Below are 22370 nucleotides of genomic sequence, written 5' to 3' on the forward strand. Positions count from 1 at the left end.
CCGCCACACCGATAGGTGAGCCCGCGGGCTCAGACAGCCGCCTCCCGTGCCACCCAGTGGCACGCCACCGCCCGCGAGCCGCCGCCGTCGAGGACCGGCAGGCTCTCGCCCCGGCAGCGGTCCGCGACGTGCGCCGCCTCGCCCGAGGCGAGGACCTGGCAGCGGGCGTGGAAGCGGCAGCCGGACGGGATGCGGGACGGGTCCGGGGGCTCGCCCGTCAGCACCACCGGAGCGCCGTCGGACTCGGGCAGCACCGACAACAGCGCCCGGGTGTACGGATGTTGCGGGGCCGTCAGGACGGACTCCACCGGACCCGTCTCCACGATCCGGCCCAGGTACATCACCGCCACCCGGTCCGCGATGTTCCACGCGAGCCCCAGGTCGTGGGTCACCACCAGTGCCGAGAGCCCGAGTTCGTCCCGCAGGCGCAGCAGCAGCGCCAGGATCTCGCCCCGCACCGACGCGTCGAGGGACGCCACCGGCTCGTCGGCGACGATCAGTTCGGGTTCCAGGACGAGGGCGCCCGCGATGACCACGCGCTGCCGCTGGCCGCCGGACAGTTCGTGCGGATAGCGCAGGAAGAAGCGCTCCGGCGGCCGCAGCCCGGCCCGCGCGAGCGCTCCGGCGACCGCCTCCCGCTCGTCGCCCGCGTACCCGTGGATCCGCAGCCCCTCCGCCACCGCGTCGTACACCGTGTGCCGGGGGTTCAGCGAACCGCTCGGGTCCTGGAGGACCAGCTGCGCCCGCTTCCGGTAGGCCCTGAGGGCCTTGGAGGTGTACGCGAGCGGCTTCCCGTCGAAGGAGACCGTGCCCGACGTGGGCCGCACCAGGCCCAGGAGCGAGCGGGCCAGCGTCGTCTTGCCGCACCCCGACTCGCCCACGAGCGCGACGATCTCGCCGGCGCCGATGTCCAGGTCCACGCCGTCCACCGCGCGGGCGGGCGCGCCGCCCCGCCGCCCGGGGAAGACGACGTGCAGCCCGTTCGCCGCCAGCAGTGGCCCCGTACTCATGATGTGCTCCCCACGTGTACGCAGGCGGCCCGGCGACCCGCGCCCGCCTCCCGCAGTTCCTGGTCCTCCGTCGCGCAGGCGTCCACCGCCACCGGACAGCGCGGACGGAACGCGCAGCCGCCCGGCAGGTCCGCCGGGTCCGGCGGGTCGCCCGGCAGGCCGCGCGGCGCCCGCCGGGACGCGAGGTCCCCGATCCGGGGGAACGCCGAGGACAGCGCCCGCCCGTACGGGTGCTCGGCGGCCTCGTACACGGCCCGTGCCGGGCCCTCCTCGACGACCCGCCCCGCGTACATCACGGCCAGCCGGTCGCAGGTGTCGGCGAGGACGGCCAGGTCGTGGCTGATCATCAGGAGGCTGATGGACTGCTCGGCAACGAGCCCCTCGATCAGCCGCAGGATCTGCGCCTGGATCATCACGTCGAGCGCGGTCGTCGGCTCGTCGGCGACGATCAGCCGGGGGTCGCAGGCGAGCGCCATCGCGATCATCACGCGCTGCCGCTGCCCGCCGGACAGCTCGTGCGGATACGCGGCCGCGCGGGCGGCGGGCAGCCCGACGTGTTCGAGGAGCTCGCCCACGCGCCTGCGGGCAGCCGCCGGGGTCGCCCTGCCGTGCACGAGCAGCGGCTCGGCGATCTGGTCCCCGATCCGGTGCACCGCGTTGAGCGAGTGCATCGCGCCCTGGAAGACGATCGACGCGCCCGCCCAGCGCACGGCCCGCAGCCGCCCCCACGACATGGCGAGGACGTCCTCGCCGTCGAGCAGGACCTCGCCCTCGATCCGCGCCGAGGCCGGGAGCAGCCGCAGCAGCGCGAGCGCGAGCGTCGACTTGCCGCAGCCCGACTCGCCCGCCACGCCCAGCTTGCTCCCCGCCTCCAGGGTCAGGTCGACCCCGCGTACGGCGGGCACGGCGGCGGCCCCGGAGCCGTACGTCACCCGCAGGTCCTTGATCTCCAGCAGGCTCAACGCCCCACCCCCAGCTTCGGGTTGAGAACGGCCTCGACGGCCCGGCCGCAGAGGGTGAACGCGAGCGCGACCAGCGCGATCGCGATGCCGGGCGGGGCCAGGTACCACCAGTGGCCGGAGGAGACCGCGCCCGCCTCCCGGGCGTCCTGGAGCATCCCGCCCCAGGAGACGACCGTCGGGTCGCCGAGTCCGAGGAAGGCGAGGGTCGCCTCGGTGAGGATGGCCGTCGAGATGCCGAGCGTGGTCTGCGCGAGCACCAGCGGCATCACGTTCGGCAGGACGTGCCGGCTCATGACGTGTCCGTGACCGCCGCCGAGCGCGGTCGCCCGCTCGATGTACGGGCGGGACTCGACCGCGATCGTCTGCGCCCGCACGAGCCGGGCCGTCGTCGGCCAGGAGGTCACTCCGATCGCCAGGACCACCGTCCACATCGACCGGGACATGACGGTGGCGAGCACGATCGCGAGGACCAGCGTCGGCATCACCAGGAACCAGTCGGTGATCCGCATGACGACCGTCGAGAACCAGCCGCCGTAGTGCCCGGCGATGATGCCCACGAGGGTGCCGATGGCGACGGAGAGGGCTGCCGCGAGCAGTCCCACGAGCAGCGAGATCCGCGCGCCCCAGATCAGCAGGCCGAGCAGCGAGCGCCCGAACTGGTCGGTGCCGAGCGGGAATTCGGCGCTCGGTGACTCCAGGGCCGTACCCGGCGCCTGGGTCACGGACTGGACGTCCGCGCCGACGGTCAGCGGGGCGGTGAGGGCGAGGAGCGCGATGAGGGCGAGTCCGGCGAGGCCGTAGAGCCCGGCGCGGTGGGTGCGGTACTGCTTCCAGAAGCGGGCCACGGAGGCCCGGCGGCGCTGCCACACCAGCGACGTCGTGGCGGAGGGCGCCTTGGCGGCCTTCCGCTCGGTCTTCTCCCCGGTCCGCGCGGCCTTCTGTCCGGTGTCGTTCTCGGTGTCGTTCTCGGTGTCGTTCTCGGACGGGTTCTCGGACGGGTTCTCGGACTCGTTCTCGGTCTTCTTCGCGGTCGTCATCGGCCCACCCGGGGATCGAGCAGCGGATAGAGCAGGTCGGCGATCAGGTTCATCAGGATCATCGCCCCGGCGAAGACCACGAACAGACCCTGGACGAGCGGCAGGTCGGGCACGCTGAGCGCCTGGTAGAAGAGCCCGCCGAGCCCCGGCCAGGAGAACACCGTCTCCACCAGGATCGAACCGGCCGCCACATGGCCCAGGTTGATGAAGATCATGGTGACGGTCGGGAGCAGCGCGTTCGGCACGGCGTGCCGGCGCCGCACGACGTCGTCCCGCAGCCCCTTCGCCCGCGCCGTCGTCAGATAGTCGCCGCCCATCTCGTCGAGGAGCGAGGACCGCATCACGAGCAGGGTCTGGGCGTAGCCGACGGCCACCAGCGTGACGACGGGCAGGACCAGGTGATGGGCGACGTCGAGGACGTACCCGAAGCCGGTCTCGCCGGTCCCCGACTCCATGCCGCCGGTCGGGAAGAGCCCCGGGATCGGTCCGATGCCGACCGAGAACACGATGATGAGCAGCAGTCCGAGCCAGAACGACGGCACCGACCACAGGGTCAGCGCGAGCCCGGTGTTCAGCTTGTCGCCGAGACCGCCGTGGCGCCAGGCCGAGCGGGTGCCGAGCCAGAGCCCGAGGGCCGAGTAGATCACCACGGCGACCCCGGTGAGCAGCAGCGTCGCGGGCAGCTTCTCCGCGATCAGCTCCCCGACGGGGGCGCGGAACTGGAACGAGGTGCCGAGATCGCCGCTCAGCGCCTTCGCACAGTAGTCGGTGAACTGCTGCCAGAGCGGCAGGTCGAGCCCGAACTGACGGCGGAGCGTGGCGAGTTGCTCGGCCGAGGTGGGCACGCCGTGGGTCATCGCCTTCACCGGGTCACCGGGGATGATCCGGAAGAGGAAGAAGCTGGTGACCAGGACCGCGAAGAGCGAGACGAGCGCGCCGCCGACCTTCCCCGCCGCGTGGCGGAGATAGCCGAGGGAGGAACCGGTGCGGGGTGCGCCGTCCGTGGCGCGGGCCGTCTCGGCCCGCGCCACGTCGGCGGGGGTGCTTGCCGTCGTCACCGACTACTCGCGGTCGTCGGCGGTGGTGCGGCGACGCCGGGCGGCCCAGACGCCCGCGCCGACGAGGACGATCGCGGCGGCGCCGATCCCGATGATCAGGCCGGTGGACGAGCTGTCGTCCGCGTCACCGGACGCCGAGGCGGAGGCGGTGGGCACGGCAGACCACCAGCTCCAGTAGCCGTCCTGTCCCCACAGGTTGCCGGCGGCCTCCGGCATGGTCGTGATGGACTTGATCTGGTCCGTGCGGTACGCCTCCAGGGCGTTCGGATAGGCCATGACGTTCATGTACCCCGTGTCGTACAGCCGGGACTGCATCCGCTTGACCAGATCCGCCCGCTTGGCGGCGTCGTACTCCACCGCCTGCTGCGCGTAGAGCGTGTCGAATTGCTTGTCGCAGATGAAGTTGTCGGTGGCGCCGCTGTCCTTCGGCGTCGCCGGAAGGGTGCCGCAGGTGTGGATCGACAGGACGTAGTCCGGGTCGGGGTTGACCGACCAGCCGTCGAAGGCGAGGTCGTAGTCGCCCTTGACCCACGGGTCGGAGACGCTGTCCAGGCACTCGACCTTCAGCCCGATGCCGAGCTTGCCCCACCACTCCTGGAGGTACTTGCCGATCGCCTTGTCGTTCGGGTCGGTGGCGTGACACAGGATGCGGAAGTCCAGCGCCTTGCCGTCCTTGCCGACCCGCTTGCCGTCGGCGTTCTTCCTGTACCCGGCGGCGTCGAGGACCTTCTCCGCCCCGGCCGGGTCGTAGGCCCGCTTCTGCGCGGTCTCCGGCTTCCAGAAGTACGAGCCGAAGCGCGGCGGGATGTACCCCTCGCCCTCGACGGCGTGGCCCTGGAAGACCTTGTCGACGATGGTCGTCCGGTCGACCGCGAGGAAGAGCGCCTTGCGCACCGCCGGGTCGAGCAGCGCCTTGTGGCCGTTGCCGAAGGTCTTGCCGTCCTGCGAGCGGGCGCCCGGGTTGGTGGCGATGGCGAAGAAGCGCCGGCCGGGAGCGTCGTTCACCTTGACGTTCTTCTGCGTCTTCAGCGCCGCGGCCTGGGCGGGCGTCAGATTCGGTACGAAGGACACCTCGCCCTTCTGGAGCGCGGCGACGGCGGCGTCACCGTCCTTGTAGTACTTGAACACCAGCTCGTCGAACTTGGGTGCGCCCCGCCAGAAGGTCTTGTTGGGCTTCAGCTTGATGTACTGGTCGACCTTGAAGTCGGTGATGACGAAGGGGCCGTTGCCCACGATCGGGAACTGCTGGTCGTTGTTGAACTTCGAGAAGTCGCCGACCTTCTCCCAGACGTGCTTCGGCACGATCGGCACGTCGAGCGCCGTCATCGTCGCCTGCGGCTTCTTGAGCTCGATGACGAGCGTCTGCGGGTCGGTGGCGGTGACCTTCTTGAAGTTGGACGTGAAGCTGCCGTTCGCGGTGGCGGCGTTCGGGTCCGTCATCATCTTGTTGAAGGTCCAGGCCGCGTCCTCGGCGGTGGCCGGCTGCCCGTCGGACCACTTCGAGTCCTTGCGGATCGTGTACGTCCAGGTCAGCTTGTCCGCCGAGGGCGCCCACGCGGTCGCCAGGCCCGGGATCGTCCGGGCGTCCTTGGCGTCGTAGTTGGTGAGGTACTCGTACGCCAGTCGGTGGATGCTGGTCGAGGTGAGCTTCTGGGCGAGGAACGGGCTCAGCGAGTCGATGCTCTGCGAGACGGCCACCGTGAGGGTGGTGCCGCCGCTCTTGGCGTCACCGTCCGCGGACGGCGCCGCCTGTGCGGCCTGGGGGACGGCCGCGAGCGAGGTCGCGGCGACGCCGGTGGCGAGAAGCAGCCGGAGGAGTCTTCGGGGGGCGGCCGGACGGGAAGGGACCTTCGTGACCATGACCATAGGACGTGACCTCGTGTCGTGGATCTTGGGGGCGCCAACTGGTGAAGCGAAGGTCTATCAGCGGCGGCCGACGGCGTCAACGATGCCTCAAACCCCTTGTGGACTGCGGGAATGCCACGAGGCCCCGTATCGGACGACCGATACGGGGCCTCATTGGTCTATGCCTGTGACGCCTTACTGCTGAGGGGCTGGCGGAGCCTGCGGAGGCCCCTGCGGGTCGGCCTGCGGGGGCAGCGGCTGCCCGGGCTGGGGCTGCGACGGATCCTGCGGCGGCTGCTGCTGCCAGGCCTGCGGCACACCCGGGACACCGGGCGCACCCGGCTGTCCCGGCTGCTGCGGATAGGGCTGCGGGGCCTGCCCCGGATACGGCTGACCGGGTGCCGGCTGCCCCGGCGCGTACGCCTCGGGCGCGTACTGCCCCGGCATCGGCTGCCCCGGCATCGGCTGACCCGGCTGGGGGTACGCCTGCGGGGGATACGGCTGCTGCGGCTGGGCCGGGTACGGCTGCCCCGCCTGCGGCGCCTGGGGCGCGTACGGCTGACCCGGCGCCGGCTGCCCGGGCGCGTACTGGCCGGGCGCGGGCTGACCCGGCAGGGGCTGGCCGGGCTGCTGCGGGTACGGCTGGGGGGCCTGGGCCGGGTAGGGCTGCCCGGGCATCGGCTGCCCCGGGACCGGCTGCCCGGGCGCGTACTGCCCCGGCATCGGCTGCCCGGGAACGTACTGCTCCGGCATCGGCTGCCCGGGCGCGTACTGCTCCGGCGCGTACTGCTCGGGCATCGGGTGGCCCGGCATCGGCGGGGCCATGTGCGGCGGCAGCCCGCCCTGGCCGTCGCCGGTCCACAGCCCCTGCGCCTGCTGCGCGCGGGCGAAGTCCTCGGCCACCATCGCCGACAGGTGGAAGTACGCCTCGCGCGTCTTCGGCCGCATCATGTCGAGGTCCACCTCGGCGCCTGCCGAGAGGTGCTCGTCGAAGGGCACGACCACGACACCGCGGCAGCGGGTCTGGAAGTGCTGCACGATGTCCTCGACCTTGATCATCTTTCCGGTCTCGCGCACCCCCGAGATGACCGTGATGGAGCGCTGCACCAGATCCGCGTAACCGTGCGCGGAGAGCCAGTCCAGCGTCGTCGACGCGCTGGACGCGCCGTCCACGGAGGGCGTGGAGATGATGATCAGCTGATCGGCGAGGTCGAGCACGCCCCGCATGGCGCTGTACAGCAGACCCGTACCCGAGTCCGTGAGGATGATCGGGTACTGCTTGCCGAGGACGTCGATCGCACGCCGGTAGTCCTCGTCGTTGAACGTCGTCGAGACGGCCGGGTCCACGTCGTTGGCGAGGATCTCCAGACCGGAGGGCGCCTGCGAGGTGAACCGGCGGATGTCCATGTACGAGTTCAGGTACGGGATCGCCTGCACCAGGTCGCGGATGGTCGCCCCGGTCTCGCGCCGCACACGGCGGCCGAGGGTGCCGGCGTCCGGGTTGGCGTCGATCGCCAGGATCTTGTCCTGCCGCTCGGTCGCCAGCGTCGCCCCGAGCGCGGTCGTCGTCGTGGTCTTGCCGACGCCGCCCTTGAGCGAGATGACCGCGATCCGGTAGCAGGAGAGGACGGGCGTACGGATCAGCTCCAGCTTCCGCTGCCGCTCCGCCTCCTCCTTCTTGCCGCCGAGCTTGAAGCGGGCCGCGCTGCCGGGGTTCCGGCTCGACTTCGGCTTCTGCTTGTTGTTCCGGAGCAGCCGGTCGGAGGACAGCTCGACGGCCGCGTTGTAACCGAGCGGGGCGCCGGGCACGGACCGCTCGCGCTGGTCGTGCATCACGGGCGAGGGCCAGGCGGCCCCGGTCCGCGGGTCGACGGGCGGCTGCGCCTCCTGCGGAGGTACGGCGCCGGGGTGCGGGTAGCCGTACCCGTCGGAGCCCTGCGCCTGCGGCGGCACACCGCCGGGGCCGCCGGGCTGCTGCTGCGGGTAGCCGTAACCGCCCTGCGGCGGCTGCGGCTGCGCGGGCGTACCGGGGTGCGGGAAGCCGTAGCCACCCTGCTGCGGGGCCTGAGGGGCCTGCGGGACCTGCGGGGGGACGGCGCCGGGATGCGGGTATCCGTATGCACCGGGAGCCTGCGGCGGTACGGGCACGGGGGCGGCGGGCGCGGGTGCGGCGGGCGTCGCCTGGGAGGGCCAGGCCGCGGTGGGCGGCAGCGGCGCGGACTGGGGCGCCGGCTGCGCACCCGGAGCCGGCTGCGCGGGCCACTGCTGAGCGGGCGCGGGCGCGGCCGGCTGGAACGACGGCGGCAGCGGCGGCAGCCCGGCCCCACCCTGGGGGGCGACGGGCGGATAGGCCCCCGGGACGGGGGAGGGCTGGGGCGCGGCACCCGGGAACGGCCCCGGGGCCGCCGGGGCGAAGTCCGGCTGGACGGCGCCGGGGAGGGCCCCCGGAGCCGTGGTGTCGCCGGCCGCGGCGTCCTGGCCGTCCTGGGCGTCCTCGGCCGGAGCGGCGGCGACGCCGTGCTCCGTACCACTGTCCGCGTCGGCAAGGGCAACGGAATCGGTGTCGGAATCGGTGTCGCTGTCGGCCCCGGTGTCCGCCGCGGGAGCGGACGGGGTGTCCGCCGCCTCGCCGTCGGCCTCGGGCGCGGCCGTCTCCCCGTCGTCCGAGCCCGGCACGTCCGCCGTCACGTCCGCGTCGGCCGCCGTCGCACCGGCGGAGGCGTCGCCCTCGACGGCGTCCGGCGTCTCGGCACCGTCCGTGGCGGACGCCTCCGCGCCGGCGGCCTCGTTCCGCGCGGCCTTCGCCGCGGCCGAGCGCTCGGCCATCTCGCGCTTGAGCGCGCCGGGGGAGAAGCGCATGGTCGCGCCGCTCTCCACGTCGCCGCCCCCGAACGGCTCGCCGCCCCCGGCGGTCGCCGACACGGGAGTCTCGGCCGCGGGCGCGGGAATCGGCAGAGGTGCGGGTACGGGCGCGGGCACCGGCACCTGCGGCGGCATCGGCGCGGGCGGCACGACACCGGCCGGCGCCTCCGGCCCGGGGACGTGCGCGACCGGAGCGACGGGCGCGACCGGAGCGACGGGCGCGACCGGAGCCGGCGCAACAGGCGCACCAGGAGCCACAGGAGTAAACGGAGCGACAGGAACAACAGGAGCCACAGGAGTAACCGGAGCGGCGGGAACAACAGGAGCCACCGGAGCAACAGGGCTCACCGGCGGCACCGGCGCGGCCGGCTGCTGCGCGCCCCAGCCGGGCTCGTAGCCGCTCCCCGCGGGAAGTCCGGGCACCGCGACCGGCGCCCCGCTCGGCGGCGGGGGAGTGGCACCGCCCGCCGTCGCACCACCCGACGCGTTCTGCGTGTACCAGGCGGGCGGGGTGTAGTCGATGGTGAACTCACCCGTCATCTCGGCGGGATCCGCGTCGGACTGATCGTCGGCGGGCGGATTCCAACCCCCGTGGATCTCGTCGCGATCGCCGTTCACTTTGCCTCCTGGTGTGGTCGAGCACCCTTGTGCCGTTGTGGGCGGGGCTCTTCCAGCCTAATCGGCGCGGCATCCCGCGGGCAGGCCCGGCAGCCGCTCCGCGACCGCCGTTCCGACCGGGTCAGGCCCCCAAGTGACCCGGCCGCGTCGCAGAGTGAGAACCCCGACCGTTCAAAACAGTGCAAAAACGGACGTACTTGAACGACTTCGTGCCGCTCAGTCCATTCTGCGCGCGCCGCCCAACAATCCGGTCTCGGCGTCCGTCGCCTGGGTCATCACGAATTGCCGGTCGCTCTGGGTGCACCACAGGGTCACGCCGTCCGCGAGCGTCGACAGCGCCTCGTACTCGTGGCGCGGGAGGCCCATGATGCGGCCGATCTGCGCGGCCTCGTCCGGCGAGACCCGCTGGACGCCGACCAGCGAGGACTTCTCCAGGAGGCGGGGCGCGACCGGGCTCAGATACGGGAGCAGCGTCACGACCGACTGCCAGGGCGCCGACACGACACGGCCGCGCGGCGGCCGCATGCCGCAGTCGCGCACCACGACCACCGGGCTGCCCGCCGAGGCGCCCTGCGGCGGCACCCGGCCCACGTCGTGCAGCGAGACGCACGGCTGTCCGCCGCCCGCCGCCTGCGCGAGCGGGGTCCACGCCTGCGCGCGGCCGGTCTCGACGGCCACCCGCGCGCCCGTGGCGGCCGCGCGCAGCGCGAGCACCTGGGCGGTCCACAGGCCGCCGATGAGCGTGACGTCGTACGGGACGGGCCTGTTGATGCCGAGCACGGCCGGCCGGTTCTCGGCGTCCACGCCGATCACCACGCCGTCGTCACCGACGGGCAGGGCCAGCGCGTCGAGCTGGTCCAGGGGTACGGAGTGCCGGTCGCGGCGCGGCCCGACGAGCCCGAAACCGAACCGGGGCCGCCCGTCCCGCCCCGTACGCGCGGAAGAGCGCGCCGAGCGGGAGTCGCGGCGGGAGGACGACGGACCGGAAGGCGCCCCGGAACCCGACGACGTACCGAAGGAGGCGTGGGACATCAGCGCGCACCTCCCAGCGGCAGCGTCGCGAGCATGCCCGGCACCTGTTCGCGGTCGAGCCGCACCAGACCCGTCCGCACCCCGCGTGCCGCGCGCTCCAGTTCGTGCCGCGCCGCCACGAGTTCCTCGTCGCTGCGTCCGGTGATCCGTACGTGTCCGGTCACCGTCACCTCCTGCCGGTCCCCGCCGCTCAGCGTCAGGCTGAACGTCGTCGCGAGCGCGGGCAGCGAGGTCAGCAGGGCCACCAGCTGCGGCATCGAGGCGCCCGCGCTGCCGCCGGGACCGCCCAACTGGGGCCAGCGCCCCACCCAGTACGTCGTGTGCCGCCGGTCGTCGACCCGCCAGGTCCGCGCGGTCTCCTGCGTCCGCCGGGCCTGCGCCTGCCCCCGGCCCGCCTGCGCGATCGCCATCGGGCTCGCGCAGGTCGACGTCGCGATCGCCGAGGTCAGCTCCTGCTCGGTCAGCACGCTCGCCGAGAACCCGGCGCCCGCGAGGCGGCTCGCCAGCTGGTCCGCCGCCCGCACCACGCACTTCTGCGCGCCCGTCATGCCGCCGCCGCGCGCGGCGACCGCCTCCGGGCACAGCTCGGGGTCGAGCTTGAGCGCGATCCAGGTGATCCGCACCGCGGGCGAACCCGTCTGCGCCTGGAGCGGCCCGTAGTTGCGCGCGGCCATCGACTGCGCCGGCAGGTGCGGCGCGGGAGCGGGCTGCGTGTGCTGCACGATCTGCGCCGACTCCAGCCGGATGCCGTCCACGCTCAGGACGTCCCGCACGAGCCCGACGGGCAGCGGCCGCGCCCCGCGGTCCGGCCGCAGCGCCGAGCCGTCCGACTCGACCCGCAGCACCGCGGTCAGGAAGGTGCCGTCGCCGATCATCCCGACCGGCCGCCGGTCGCGGTCGCTGTACGCGTACGTCCGCAGCGCCGGGTCGCACTCCACGACCGGCGCGAGCCCCGGCTCCGTGCCCTCGGGCACCGCGAAGGACGCCGCCCGGCGCGACCGGGCGCGCAGCGCGAGGAAGGTGCCGAGCCACTCGGGCAGCGACCGCCGGTGACGGCGTACGAGCGCCAACAGGACGAGCACGACGGCGACGACGCCCGCGGGCACCAGCATCAGCCGGTCGACGACCCAGGCGACGGCGAGCAACGCCGCCGCCACCTCTATCAGTACGAGCTGTTGCAATCGGAACGAACCGAAGTGTCCGGGACGTGCCTGAAGCCTCGGTGAGACCGAGGAAACGGATCCCGTGGAAGGGGGTGCTGAAGCGGTGGCCGCGCCGGGCCGCGTCCGCGTCGCGGAAGCCATGATGGAGAATCCCCCTCAATTCGTCCCGATCGCCCTGGCCCGCCAGGGCTTTGGCGGCCGGATCACCCTACCCGCCCCACGAACCCCACGGGACAGCAGGCATAGTAGGGGGCCGGTCCGACAGCCGGGGCCCGGGTGTCACCTCCCCCGGACCTCGCGCGAAGACTGCGCCTGACGAGAATGGGGACTCATGGCATCGCGCCGGGACGAGCTGAACGCGTACACCTTTGCGAAGAAGCGCACGGTGGCGGCATTCCTCCAACCCTCGCCCTCCGGCACGGAGGAGGGGGCACCGCGGCCGCTGCGTGCGATCATCCCCGGCCTCATCGTCGGCGCGCTGGTGATGGCGGGTTTCGGCGCCTGGGGCATGTTCAGCCCGCAGGCCCCCAAGGGCTGGGACACCCCCGGCACCCGGGTCATCGTCGGCAAGCAGTCGACGACCCGGTACGTCGTCCTGGAGACCGGCACGGGCAAGGACGCGAAGACGCTGCTCCACCCCGTCCTCAACCTCGCCTCCGCCCGTCTGCTGCTCAACCCCGACCAGTTCCAGGTCGTGCAGGTCAGCGACAAGAAGCTCGACGAGGACAAGCAGCGCGGCCCGATCCTCGGCATCCCGTACGCCCCCGACCGGCTGCCCACCGCCGACGACGCGGGCGCGGAGAAGCGCTGGGCCGTCTGCGAACAGCCCGGCGGCGGCAAGGGTGCCAGCGTCCAGAAGGCGACGTTCCTCTTCGCCCAGCGCGACATCCCGCGGACCGAGGACAAGAACAGGCTCGACGACGGGGAGGTCCTCTACGTCAAGGGCCAGAAGGGCGCGGCCCAGTTCCTCGTCGACCACACCGGCACCAAGTACCCGGTGAAGGCCGACCGCGCCGGACTGGTCAACGCCCTCTTCGGCCGCAAGCAGCCGCAGGCCGTCACCGACGACTGGCTCGCCACCCTGAAGACCGGCGACGCGATCGACTTCCCGAGCCTCGCGGGCATCGGAGGCAAGATCGGCGACCCCGCCGGCGTCCCCGGCAGCACGCTCAACGGGACCGAGGACCGCGTCGGCCTGGTGCTCCTCGCCCAGACCGGCTCCGGGCCCCAGCACTACGTCGTGCTGCCCGGCCGGGTCCAGCCCGTCTCCGCGTTCACCGCCTGGCTGCTCATCAGCTCCCCGGAGACCGGCGTCCTCGACATGGACGGCAAGCCCACCACCGTCGACGCCTCCTCCTTCGTCCCGGACCCCAAGGTCTTCAACGAGGACGTGCGCTGGCCGCAGCGGCAGACCGCCGAGGTCGTCAACTCCGGCACCGGCGACGGCGCCCGCGACACCGTGTGCAGCGTCCTCAACGACGTCGACGAGAAGGGCGAGACCACCCTCACCACCTGGGCCGGCACCGAGTACCCCGCCGAGATCACGGCCGGCGGCACCAGCACGTACGTCACCCCGGGCAGCGGCCTGCTCTACACCCAGGTCCAGGGCCAGAGCGGGCAGAAGGCGCCCCCCGGCTCGCTCTTCCTCGTCACCGACACCGGACTGCGCTACGCCGTCCAGGCCAACGGCGACAGCGACTCCGACCACTCCGAGATCGGCACCGGGAACCAGGAGAAGCAGACCGACGGACGCCCGGAACCCTCCGAGGCCCAGAAGCGTCTGGGCTACGAGAAGGTCATGCCGGTCCTCGTCCCGATCGAATGGTCGGAGTTCCTGTCGAAGGGCCCGCGACTCGACACCAACAGCGCGCGTCAGCCGCAGGGTTCCTAGGGGGTGGCACCGGTGACGACGACGTACCGCACGGCGGCCGCCCTGCTCACCGCCGCCACCCTGACGGGCCTGCTCGCGGCGCCCGCCGCCGCGGCGGCGCCCGGACCGGAGACGCTCCGACCGCAGACGCCCCGGCCGGAGGCCTGGGCGCTCGACGGCAGCGGCGAGTGCACCTTCCCCATGAAGAAGCAGATCGAGGGCATCCCCTGGCCGCTCCAGCGGGTCCTCCTCGACGAGCTCTGGCAGCACACCAAGGGCAAGGGCGTACGGGTCGCCGTCATCGACACCGGGGTCGACGACGTCAACCCGCAGCTGCGCAAGGCCGTCGACGCCAAGGCGGGCAAGGACTTCCTCAAGCCCGACAAGAACAACCCCGGCTTCGGCGACGAGAAGCGCGGCAAGACCGACGGCACCGTCGACGAGGTCGGCCACGGCACCAAGGTCGCCGGCATCATCGCGGCCCGCCCCGCCAAGGGCACCGGCTTCGTCGGTCTCGCCCCCGAGGCGACGATCATCCCGATCCGCCAGAACGACGAGAAGAACAGCGGCAAGTCCGACACCATGGCCAAGGCGATCGACTGGGCCGTGGCCAAGGGCGCGGGCGTCATCAACATCTCGCAGGACACGACCCAGCCACTCGCCGCGGACTCGCCCATGGCCGTCTCCATCGCCAAGGCCATCGAGAAGGACGTCGTCGTCGTCGCCTCCGCCGGCAACGACGGCATGGACGGCAAGCTCAAGAAGACCTACCCGGCCGCGTTCCCCGGGGTCCTCGCCGTCGCCTCCTCCGACCGGAACAACGAACGGGCCGCCTTCTCCCAGGCCGGCACCTTCGTGGGCGTGGCCGCCCCCGGCGTCGACATCGTCTCCACCGTCCCCGGCGGCGGCCAGTGCGTCGACAACGGGACGAGCTTCTCCGCCCCGTACGTCGCCGGCGTCGCCGCCCTGCTCAAGGCCAGGTACCCCGACTGGTCCTCGGCCCAGATCGTCGCCCGGATCGAGCAGACCGCCGTCCGCTCCGTCAACGGCCGTGACAACTTTGTGGGCTGGGGCGTGGTCGACCCGCTGCGGGCGCTCGCCGACGTGCCGCCGGGCACGCCGCCCGCCACGCCCACGCCCGACCCGGGCCCGCCCAAGCCGCCGGCGCCCGAGCCGGCCCGTCTGGCGCTGTCGGAGACGCCCCAGGAGCGCTCCGAACGGCTCGCCACCTACACGTTGGGGATCGGCGGTGTGCTGGTGGCCGTGGTCGCCGGAACCGCCGTCGTGATCCGCGACAGCCGCCGCAGGAGGAGGGTTCGTTGAACCTCGTACCGGTCAAGTATCCGGTCCCTCCTTTGCAGTTGGAACTGCCGCCGCCAATGGCTAAAGTGACCGCGGGGGGCACGGCAGTGCGAACCCAGCACGGGGGCGGCATCAGAAGATTCCCGTCCGCATCACAACCGGGAGGCCCGACGGCCCGGCCGTCGACGCCACCGAAGGAAGAAGGGGCAAGATGTCGAAAGACCTGAACGTAACCAGTGCCGAACAAGTTCGGCTCGCAGGCCGGATCCAGGACTTCTCCGACGAGCTCCAGTCCCGCATCACCTCGCTCAACGGCGTGGTCGACCGCGTCCAGGCGGGCTGGCAGGGTGCTGCGAGCAAGGAGTACGACCGGGTCCAGAACGACCTGAACCAGCGCCTGCGCAGCATGCGCAACGAGCTCTCGAAGCTCGAGGAGATCATGCGCATGAGCGCCGACGGGTTCTCGCGCGAGGAGGAGGACCGTCTGCGGTCCTTCCGCACGATGGACGGCGCCGGCGGCGCCGGCGGCGGCGGCAACCAGAGCGCCATCCTCGGCGTCTGAGCCACCACCGGCTCGACCAGTCCTCCGCGCCACTCTCACTCCAGGAGTCATCACCATGACCACTGCGGTCAATTACGACACCGTGACGCAGGCGGCGGCCGACACCCGCCTGACCTCCACCACCCTCACCCAGAAGCTGGACGACCTCATGGCCGAGGTCAACCGCGTCGCCTCCAACTGGGAGGGTGAGGCCAAGATCGCGTACCGCGAGAGCCAGGACCGCCTGACCCGCGACATGGCCGGCATGAACCAGGACCTGGCGCGCATCGCCCAGCTCCTCGACGAGTCGGTCCAGGGTTACCAGGACACGGACAAGGGCAACGCCGCCCGCTTCCGTATGTGACATCCCGCGAACGCACGTGAGGGGGTGGCCCGTTCCGACGGGCCACCCCCTCACGCGTACCACCGGCTACCGCAGGTCGAACTCGCCGTCCCGGGCACCCAGGACGAACGCGTCCCACTCGGCCTTCGTGTAGCGCAGCACCGTCTCCTTGTCGAGCGACGAACGCATCGCCACCGCCCCCTCGGGCAGGTGCGCGATCTCCACGCGCTCCTCGTCCGGGCTGGTGCCCGGAGCGCCCTGCCACTCGACGCCGGAGATGTCGAGCGCGTACAGCTCGTCCTTCTGCCGCTGCTTCTCGGCGGCCAGGTCGCTGTCGGCGGTGCTGGCGTGTGCGTCGGTCATCGGCGCCTTCCCTTCGCGGTGGTACGACGGTCCCCTCCACAGTAGTGGGACCGCCGTACCGGGACGGCGGAAAATCCAGCCTCCGCCGTCCCCGCTCCGCTCAGTGCTGTTCCGGCAGCCAGCCCAGCTGCACCAGCGGCGACCCCCGCTTGCGCGAGACGAACGTGCCGCGGCCCGGAGGCATCGGCCTCGCCCGGACGTTGCTGAGGATGTCGCCCTCCTGCGGATCGCCGGAGAGGATCACGCCCTGCGCGCCCAGCTCCCTCATGCGCTGCATGAACGGCTCGTACATCGCCCGCGAGGCACCGGCCTGGTTGCGCGCCACGATGAAGCGGATGCCGACGTCCCGCGCGAACGGCAGGTTCTCGACGAGAACCGCCAGCGGATTGCCCGAGTTGGTGGCCACCAGCTCGAAGTCGTCGATCAGCACGAACAGTTGCGGACCGGTCCACCAGCTCCGGTCCCGCAGCTGCTGCGGCGTGATGTCCGGCTTGGGCGCCCGCTTCGTCATCACCGTGTTGATGGCGTCCATGTGCATCTGCATGGCCGAGGCCATCGGCGCGTACTCCAGGAGGTGCGAGGGCGCGACCGCCTCCAGCATCGTCCGCCGGTAGTCACCCACCACGATCCGCGCCTGCTCCGGCGTGTACCGCTCGCACAGCTGCTTGGCGATCAGCCGGAGCAGCGCCGTCTTGCCGGACTCGCTCTCACCGAAGACCAGGAAGAACGGATCCGACTCGAAGTCGACGAACACCGGCTCCAGGTTCGTCTCGTCGATGCCGATCGCGATGCCGTGCTGCGGGTACTCGAAGCCCTTCGGCAGCTGCTCCGCCGGCAGCCTGCGCGGCAGGAGCCGCACCGCCGGGGCCGGAGCAGCGGTCCAGCTCGCCCGCACGGCCTGCACGAACGCCGCCGTGCCGTCCGACAGGTCGGCGCCCGAGCTCGACCCGTCGATCCGCGGCAGCGCGCCCATGAAGTGCAGCTTCTCCGCCACCTGGCCGCGCCCCGGAACCCCGGTCGGCACGTTCGCCGCGACCTTGCGGTCGAACTCGGAGTCCATGACGTCACCGAGCCGCAGTTCGAGCCGGCCCAGCATCTGGTCCTTGAGGGCCGCCCGCACCTCCATGTACCGGGAGGCGGTGATGACCACGTGGATGCCGTAGCCCAGACCGCGCGCCGCGATGTCGGAGACGATCGGCTCCAGCGTGTCGTAGTCGTTGCGGAAACCGCCCCAGCCGTCCACGACCAGGAACACGTCGCCCCAGGCCTCGCCCGGCAGTTCGCCCGCGGCCCGCTTGCGCCGGTAGGTCGTCATCGAGTCGATGGAGTGCGAACGGAAGAACTCCTCCCGCCGGTTGAGAACCCCCAGCACCTCCGCGACCGTCCGCCGCACCCGCTCCGGGTCGAGGCGCGACGCCACCCCGCCGACGTGCGGCAGATCGGCCAGCGAGATCAGACCGCCACCACCGAAGTCCAGGCAGTAGAACTGCACTTCCGCCGGCGTGTGGGTGAGCGCGAACGAGGAGACGAGCGTCCGCATCAGCGTCGACTTGCCGGACTGCGGACCGCCCACCACCATCATGTGACCGGCCGCGCCGGAGAAGTCCCGGTACAGCACCTCACGCCGCTGCTCGAACGGCTTGTCGATGAGCCCGAGCGGCACCGTGAGCCCGCCCTGCCGCGTGTACTCCGTGGCCGTGAGCCCCCGGTCCGCCGTCTGCGCGAGCCCCGGAAGCAACTGGTCCAGCGAGGGCGCCTGGTCGAGCGGCGGCAGCCACACCTGGTGCGCCGGCACGCCCTGACCCTCCAGACGCCGCACGATCACGTCGAGGACCGTGTCCGCGAGCGCGTCGTCCTCCTCGGCGCGCTGCGCCCTCAGGTACGCCGGGTCCGGCGCCGCGTACACCACGGGCACCGGCGACGCCGTGAACAGCGCGGGCCGCCGCTCCACCGGCATGTGCCCGATCTCCAGACGCGGCCCGCCCGTCCGGTGCGTCCCCGAGACGTACGCCGCCTTGAAGCGGGTCATCTCGTCCGTACCGAACTTCAGGTAGCCCGAACCGGGCACCGAGGGCAGGTGGTACGCGTCCGGCACACCGATCGCCGTCCGCGACTCCGCCGCCGAGAAGGTCCGCAGACCGATCCGGTACGAGAGGTACGTGTCGAGGCCCCGCAGCTTGCCCTCCTCCAGGCGCTGCGAGGCGAGGAGCAGGTGCACGCCCAGCGACCGGCCGATGCGGCCGATCTGGATGAACATGTCGATGAAGTCCGGCTTGGCGGTGAGGAGCTCGGAGAACTCGTCGATCACCAGGACCAGCGAGGCCAGCGGCTCCAGCGGAGCACCCGCCGCCCGCGCCTTCTCGTAGTCGTGGATGTTGGCGTAGTTGCCCGCGGAACGCAGCAGCTCCTGACGCCGCTGCAACTCGCCGCGGATCGCGTCGCCCATGCGGTCGACCAGCGTCAGGTCGTCCGACAGGTTGGTGATGACCGCCGCCACGTGCGGCATCTGCGACATGCCCGCGAAGGTCGCACCGCCCTTGAAGTCCGCGAGGACGAAGTTCAGCGTCTCCGACGAGTGCGTCACCGCGAGACCGAGCACGAGCGTCCGCAGCAGCTCCGACTTGCCGGAACCCGTCGCGCCCACGCACAGACCGTGCGGACCCATGCCCTCCTGCGCGGCCTCCTTCAGGTCCAGCATGACCGGCTGGCCGTCCTCGCCGACGCCGATCGGCACGCGCAGCCGCTCGGCGACCGTCCGCGGCCGCCACGTCCGCGCCACGTCCACCGACTCCGCGTCCCCGAGGTTCAGCAGATCCGTGAAGTCCAGATTGGCGAGCAGCGGCTCGTCGTCGTCCCCGCCGCCCATCCGCAGCGGCGCCAGCTGCCGGGCCAGAGCCTCGGCCGCCGGCAGCGAGATGCCGTCCGGCGCCCCCTCGTACGCGAAGCCGCCGCCGAACTCCAGACTCAGCCGCCCCGGCCGCACCACCACGGAGAGACCGCCGCGCGGCTCGTCGAGCTCGCCCGAGACGACCTCCACGATCGTCACGCCCTGGAGCCCCTCGGCCGCCGCGAGCAGCGAGTCCGGCGGCACCATCCCGCCGTCCAGGACCACGACCACGTGCGGCTGGTCCAGCACCGGCTGGTTGTCCCGCGAGAACCGAGGCCGCCCGTCGAGCTTCGAACGGATCAGGTTCTCCAGCTCGCCGAGGTCGTCACCGAACAGCCGCTTCGTACCGGCCCCGTCGACCTGTCCCGGCACCTGCGTGTGCGGCAGCCACTTCGTCCAGTCCCACCGCTCCTGCGAAGCCCGCGCCGCGACCACCGCGAGCATCAGGTCGTCGGGGGAGTGCAGCGTCACCAGCTGCGCCACGAGCGCCCGGGCCACCGCCTGCGCCGACTCCGCCTCACCCGACACCGTCACGTGGTAGAACGCCCGCATCGAGACCGCCATCGGCAGCCCGTCCAACGTGCCGTGCACCGCCAGGAACTGCTGCATCGCGCCCGCGCACAGCGGCTCAAGCTCGTCCACCGGAGCCGTGTCCGGCGCCACGAGCGCCGTCGCCAGCTGCTGCGACCCGAGCCCGATCCGCGCCTGACCGAAGTCGTGGTCGCCCACCCGGCGCTCCCACACCCGCGAGCCCTCGGCCACGACCGACCACAGCTGCTCGGGGGAGGGGTGCAGATACAGCTGCGCGTCCCGCTGCTTGCGCGCCGTGCGCCGGACCGTACGCCGCGTCTGCGCGAGGTATTTGAGGTAGTCGCGGCGGACATCGGACATTTGCCCCTGCGTACCGCGACGGAATCTGACGAACTGGGCGACGGCCATCGCGACCGTCGACGCCAGCATCAGCACACCCATGATCCGCATGATCGGCGACGGCGTCATGAAGAAGAAGACCACCGAGGAACCCATGCCGAGCATCGGCAGGAGCTGCATCAACGCCGACTCCTGCTGCCCCCGCGGAAGTTCCGGCGGAGACTCCAGGACCAGTTCCTCACCGGGCACTTCCGGCGGAAGCGCCCTCGGCGGGCGTTTGACGACGATCTGGCTCACCGGCGCATCAATCCCTCGTAGGAGGCGGGCTCGTGGCGGGAGTTTCCGCGCCGGCACCCCAGTCGGCAGCCGGGCGCGCGGACTTCCCCCATGGGACGGCGATCCTACTTGCAGCCCCCACCGGCCGTCCCCGGTAGGGTGGCGCGCGCATCGTGCGCAACCGCGAATCAGGGGGTCCAGACACGTGAGTACGACCGCAGCGACCGGCTTCTGCCGCGTCACCGTCGTGGCGCCGGACAGCCGCATCGACGTCGCGCTCCCGGAGGACATCGCCGTCGCCGACGTCTACCCGGAGATCCTGCGGCTCACCGGGCAGACGCAAACGGCGGGCACCCCGACCGGCTACCACCTCGTCCGCCGCGACGGGTCCGTCCTCGACGGCGCCCGCACCCTCGCCGCCCAGCAGGTCCTCGACGGCGAGGTGCTCTCCCTGCGCCCCTTCGCGCAGTCCCTGCCGCCGGCGGTCTACGACGACGTCTCCGACGCCGTCGCCTCCGCCGTCACCCGCGACCGGCACCTGTGGGGCGACGAGCTGCTCCGCGGCGCCGGCCTCCTCGGCGGCGTCCTGCTGCTCGTGCTCATGGGCTTCGTGCTCTGGTTCGCGGACCCGGTCCGCCACGACATGCACAGCCTGCCCGGCATCATCGCGGGCGCCGCCGGCCTGCTCCTCACCGCCTTCGCGGGCGTCCGCGCCCGCGTCTACGGCGACCGGGCCACCGCCGTCGCCCTCGGCCTCGGCGCGCTGCCCCTGCTGCTCATCGCGGGCTCCGGCATCATCGCCGCCGACCCGGGCGCGGGCCCCGGCCGCCTCCAGTTCCTGCTGGGCTGCGTCACCGTCCTCGTCGCCTCCGTGGCCCTCGTCGCCCTCACCCCCAGCGGAGACGCCCCCTTCGTCGCGGCGACCTTCCTCGCGACCGTGGGCACCCTCGCCACCTTCGTGATGATCCTCACCGAGAGCTCCGCGACGGAGACCGCGGCGGTCTGCGCCCCCGTCGCCATCGGCGTGGTCGCCTTCCTCCCCGGCCTCTCCGCCCGCTTCGCCCGGCTCCCCATCGGCTACGCGGCCCCGCGCAGCGCCGCCGACGACGAGTTCCTCGGCGACCCGCAGCAGCACCCGACGGACGACGAGGACCGGGCCGTCGACGGCGAGCGCATCGCCCTCCAGGCCCGCCGCGGCCACGAGATGCTCCTCGGCCTCGTCGGCGGCTGCGCGGCCGTCGTCGTCGGCTCCGCCGCCGTCCTCGGCTTCGCCGGAAACCTCTGGGGCCAGCTCCTCGCCCTCGCCGCGGGCCTCGCGATGCTGCTCCGCGCCCGCCTCTTCCGCTACACCTCGCAGGTCGCCTGCGTCCTGGTCGCCGGCATCGCCGCCATCGCGCTGCTCGTCCTCGGCCTCTCCCTCAACCCGCCGGTCGACCTGGTCAAGGACCTCCTGATGTACGGGGACCGCGGCGGCCTCGACATCCGGACGATCTGGCTCACCGCCTCCGTCGCCGCCGGCGCCGCGCTGATCACCGCCATCGGCCTGATCATCCCGAAGAAGGGCCTCTCGCCCTTCTGGGGCCGCCTCCTCGACCTTGCCGAGGGCTTCGTCCTCCTCTCCCTCGTCCCCCTCTGCCTCGCCGTCCTCGACGTCTTCATGGCGGTCCGCTCCCTCACCAGCAAGTAGGGACGGGCGGTAAAGGCGACGGGCCCGCTCCGCCGAACTGGTACGCTGTGTGACGGCCGTTTGTGTACGCGCTCCCGGAAAGCCCCCGACCTGCTCGGGAAGCCTCTGGAAGCTGCGCCCATCGGACCTTCGCCCGCCGAGTCACGGAAGCTTCCCCTGAGATCTAGACCAGGGGCACTCGCGGGCGCACGAAGACTAAGAGGAGATCAGCGTGGCTCTCGACGCCGCTGTCAAGAAGCAGATCATGACCGAGTTCGGCCAGAAGGAGGGCGACACCGGCTCTCCCGAGGTCCAGGTCGCCATGCTCTCCCGTCGCATCTCGGACCTGACCGAGCACCTCAAGCAGCACAAGCACGACCACCACTCCCGTCGTGGTCTGCTGATCCTGGTCGGCCAGCGCCGCCGCCTGCTGCAGTACTTGGCCAAGAAGGACATCCAGCGCTTCCGTGCCCTGGTCGACCGCCTCGGCATCCGCCGCGGTGCGGCCGGCGGCGCCAAGTAAGGACGCCGTGAAGGGAGCGGTTCCCACTTTCAGGGGGCCGCTCCCTTTGCTGTACGTGCACAAAGTGCACACAGGCACTTAGTCTGGTCGCACAACCCCATACGACGGACGAGCGAGGAGCCGCCTGCTCGCCGCCGGTCCT

16 protein-coding genes are annotated in these 22370 nt (G+C 72.3%); 6 read left to right on the plus strand and 10 right to left on the minus strand.

The window, feature by feature from the left end; all coding sequences use genetic code 11:
* Positions 1-29: 29 nt before the first annotated feature.
* The 8 genes from ACFC0G_RS31525 to eccE form a co-directional block, all read right to left on the minus strand.
* Entirely contained in the window at positions 30-1010 is a 981-nt protein-coding gene (locus ACFC0G_RS31525; RefSeq protein ID WP_376409737.1) for an ABC transporter ATP-binding protein, read from the minus strand.
* A complete protein-coding gene (locus tag ACFC0G_RS31530) occupies positions 1007-1972 on the minus strand; it encodes an ABC transporter ATP-binding protein (protein WP_376409739.1) in 966 nt (321 codons plus the stop codon). Before ACFC0G_RS31530 ends, ACFC0G_RS31525 begins: the two co-directional genes overlap by 4 nt.
* On the minus strand, positions 1969-3009 hold the full coding sequence (locus tag ACFC0G_RS31535; protein WP_376409742.1) for an ABC transporter permease: 1041 nt from the start codon (positions 3007-3009) through the stop codon (positions 1969-1971). The genes ACFC0G_RS31530 and ACFC0G_RS31535 overlap by 4 nt, the downstream gene beginning before the upstream one ends.
* Positions 3006-4067, minus strand: coding sequence for an ABC transporter permease (locus tag ACFC0G_RS31540; RefSeq protein ID WP_376409744.1), 1062 nt, complete (start codon positions 4065-4067; stop codon positions 3006-3008). The genes ACFC0G_RS31535 and ACFC0G_RS31540 overlap by 4 nt, the downstream gene beginning before the upstream one ends.
* A gap of 3 nt (positions 4068-4070) precedes the next feature.
* Positions 4071-5927, minus strand: coding sequence for an ABC transporter substrate-binding protein (locus ACFC0G_RS31545; protein ID WP_376409746.1), 1857 nt, complete (start codon positions 5925-5927; stop codon positions 4071-4073).
* Between the two features lie 180 nt (positions 5928-6107).
* Positions 6108-9392 (minus strand): SCO5717 family growth-regulating ATPase, encoded by a 3285-nt coding sequence (locus ACFC0G_RS31550; RefSeq protein ID WP_376409748.1) that lies wholly within the window; start codon positions 9390-9392, stop codon positions 6108-6110.
* Positions 9393-9608: 216 nt separating this feature from the next.
* A complete protein-coding gene (locus tag ACFC0G_RS31555) occupies positions 9609-10424 on the minus strand; it encodes a hypothetical protein (protein ID WP_376409750.1) in 816 nt (271 codons plus the stop codon).
* Positions 10424-11728 (minus strand): type VII secretion protein EccE, encoded by a 1305-nt coding sequence (eccE, locus tag ACFC0G_RS31560; RefSeq protein ID WP_376409753.1) that lies wholly within the window; start codon positions 11726-11728, stop codon positions 10424-10426. Before eccE ends, ACFC0G_RS31555 begins: the two co-directional genes overlap by 1 nt.
* Before the next feature lie 190 nt (positions 11729-11918).
* Between eccE and eccB the strand changes: the two genes are divergently transcribed.
* From eccB to ACFC0G_RS31580, 4 genes are all read left to right on the plus strand, one after another.
* On the plus strand, positions 11919-13478 hold the full coding sequence (gene eccB, locus ACFC0G_RS31565; RefSeq protein WP_376409756.1) for a type VII secretion protein EccB: 1560 nt from the start codon (positions 11919-11921) through the stop codon (positions 13476-13478).
* Positions 13479-13490: 12 nt separating this feature from the next.
* Complete coding sequence (gene mycP / locus ACFC0G_RS31570; RefSeq protein ID WP_376409759.1) at positions 13491-14780, plus strand: type VII secretion-associated serine protease mycosin; 1290 nt, start codon at positions 13491-13493, stop codon at positions 14778-14780.
* 190 nt (positions 14781-14970) lie between these two features.
* The gene (locus tag ACFC0G_RS31575) at positions 14971-15321 is read left to right on the plus strand and encodes a WXG100 family type VII secretion target (protein ID WP_376409761.1); all 351 of its coding nucleotides are present in this window, start codon (positions 14971-14973) and stop codon (positions 15319-15321) included.
* Positions 15322-15376: 55 nt separating this feature from the next.
* Positions 15377-15664, plus strand: coding sequence for a WXG100 family type VII secretion target (locus ACFC0G_RS31580; RefSeq protein WP_376409764.1), 288 nt, complete (start codon positions 15377-15379; stop codon positions 15662-15664).
* A gap of 66 nt (positions 15665-15730) precedes the next feature.
* Here the strand turns inward: ACFC0G_RS31580 and ACFC0G_RS31585 are convergent, their stop codons facing one another.
* Positions 15731-16006 (minus strand): DUF397 domain-containing protein, encoded by a 276-nt coding sequence (locus ACFC0G_RS31585; protein ID WP_376409767.1) that lies wholly within the window; start codon positions 16004-16006, stop codon positions 15731-15733.
* Between the two features lie 100 nt (positions 16007-16106).
* Positions 16107-20060 (minus strand): type VII secretion protein EccCa, encoded by a 3954-nt coding sequence (gene eccCa, locus ACFC0G_RS31590; protein WP_376409770.1) that lies wholly within the window; start codon positions 20058-20060, stop codon positions 16107-16109.
* A 184-nt stretch (positions 20061-20244) separates the two neighbouring features.
* Between eccCa and eccD the strand changes: the two genes are divergently transcribed.
* Positions 20245-21726 (plus strand): type VII secretion integral membrane protein EccD, encoded by a 1482-nt coding sequence (eccD, locus tag ACFC0G_RS31595; protein WP_376409773.1) that lies wholly within the window; start codon positions 20245-20247, stop codon positions 21724-21726.
* A 211-nt stretch (positions 21727-21937) separates the two neighbouring features.
* Entirely contained in the window at positions 21938-22228 is a 291-nt protein-coding gene (gene rpsO / locus ACFC0G_RS31600; protein WP_024758243.1) for a 30S ribosomal protein S15, read from the plus strand.
* Positions 22229-22370 lie beyond the last annotated feature (142 nt).

This window comes from Streptomyces sp. NPDC056169 (assembly GCF_042268445.1).
Lineage (GTDB): Bacteria > Actinomycetota > Actinomycetes > Streptomycetales > Streptomycetaceae > Streptomyces.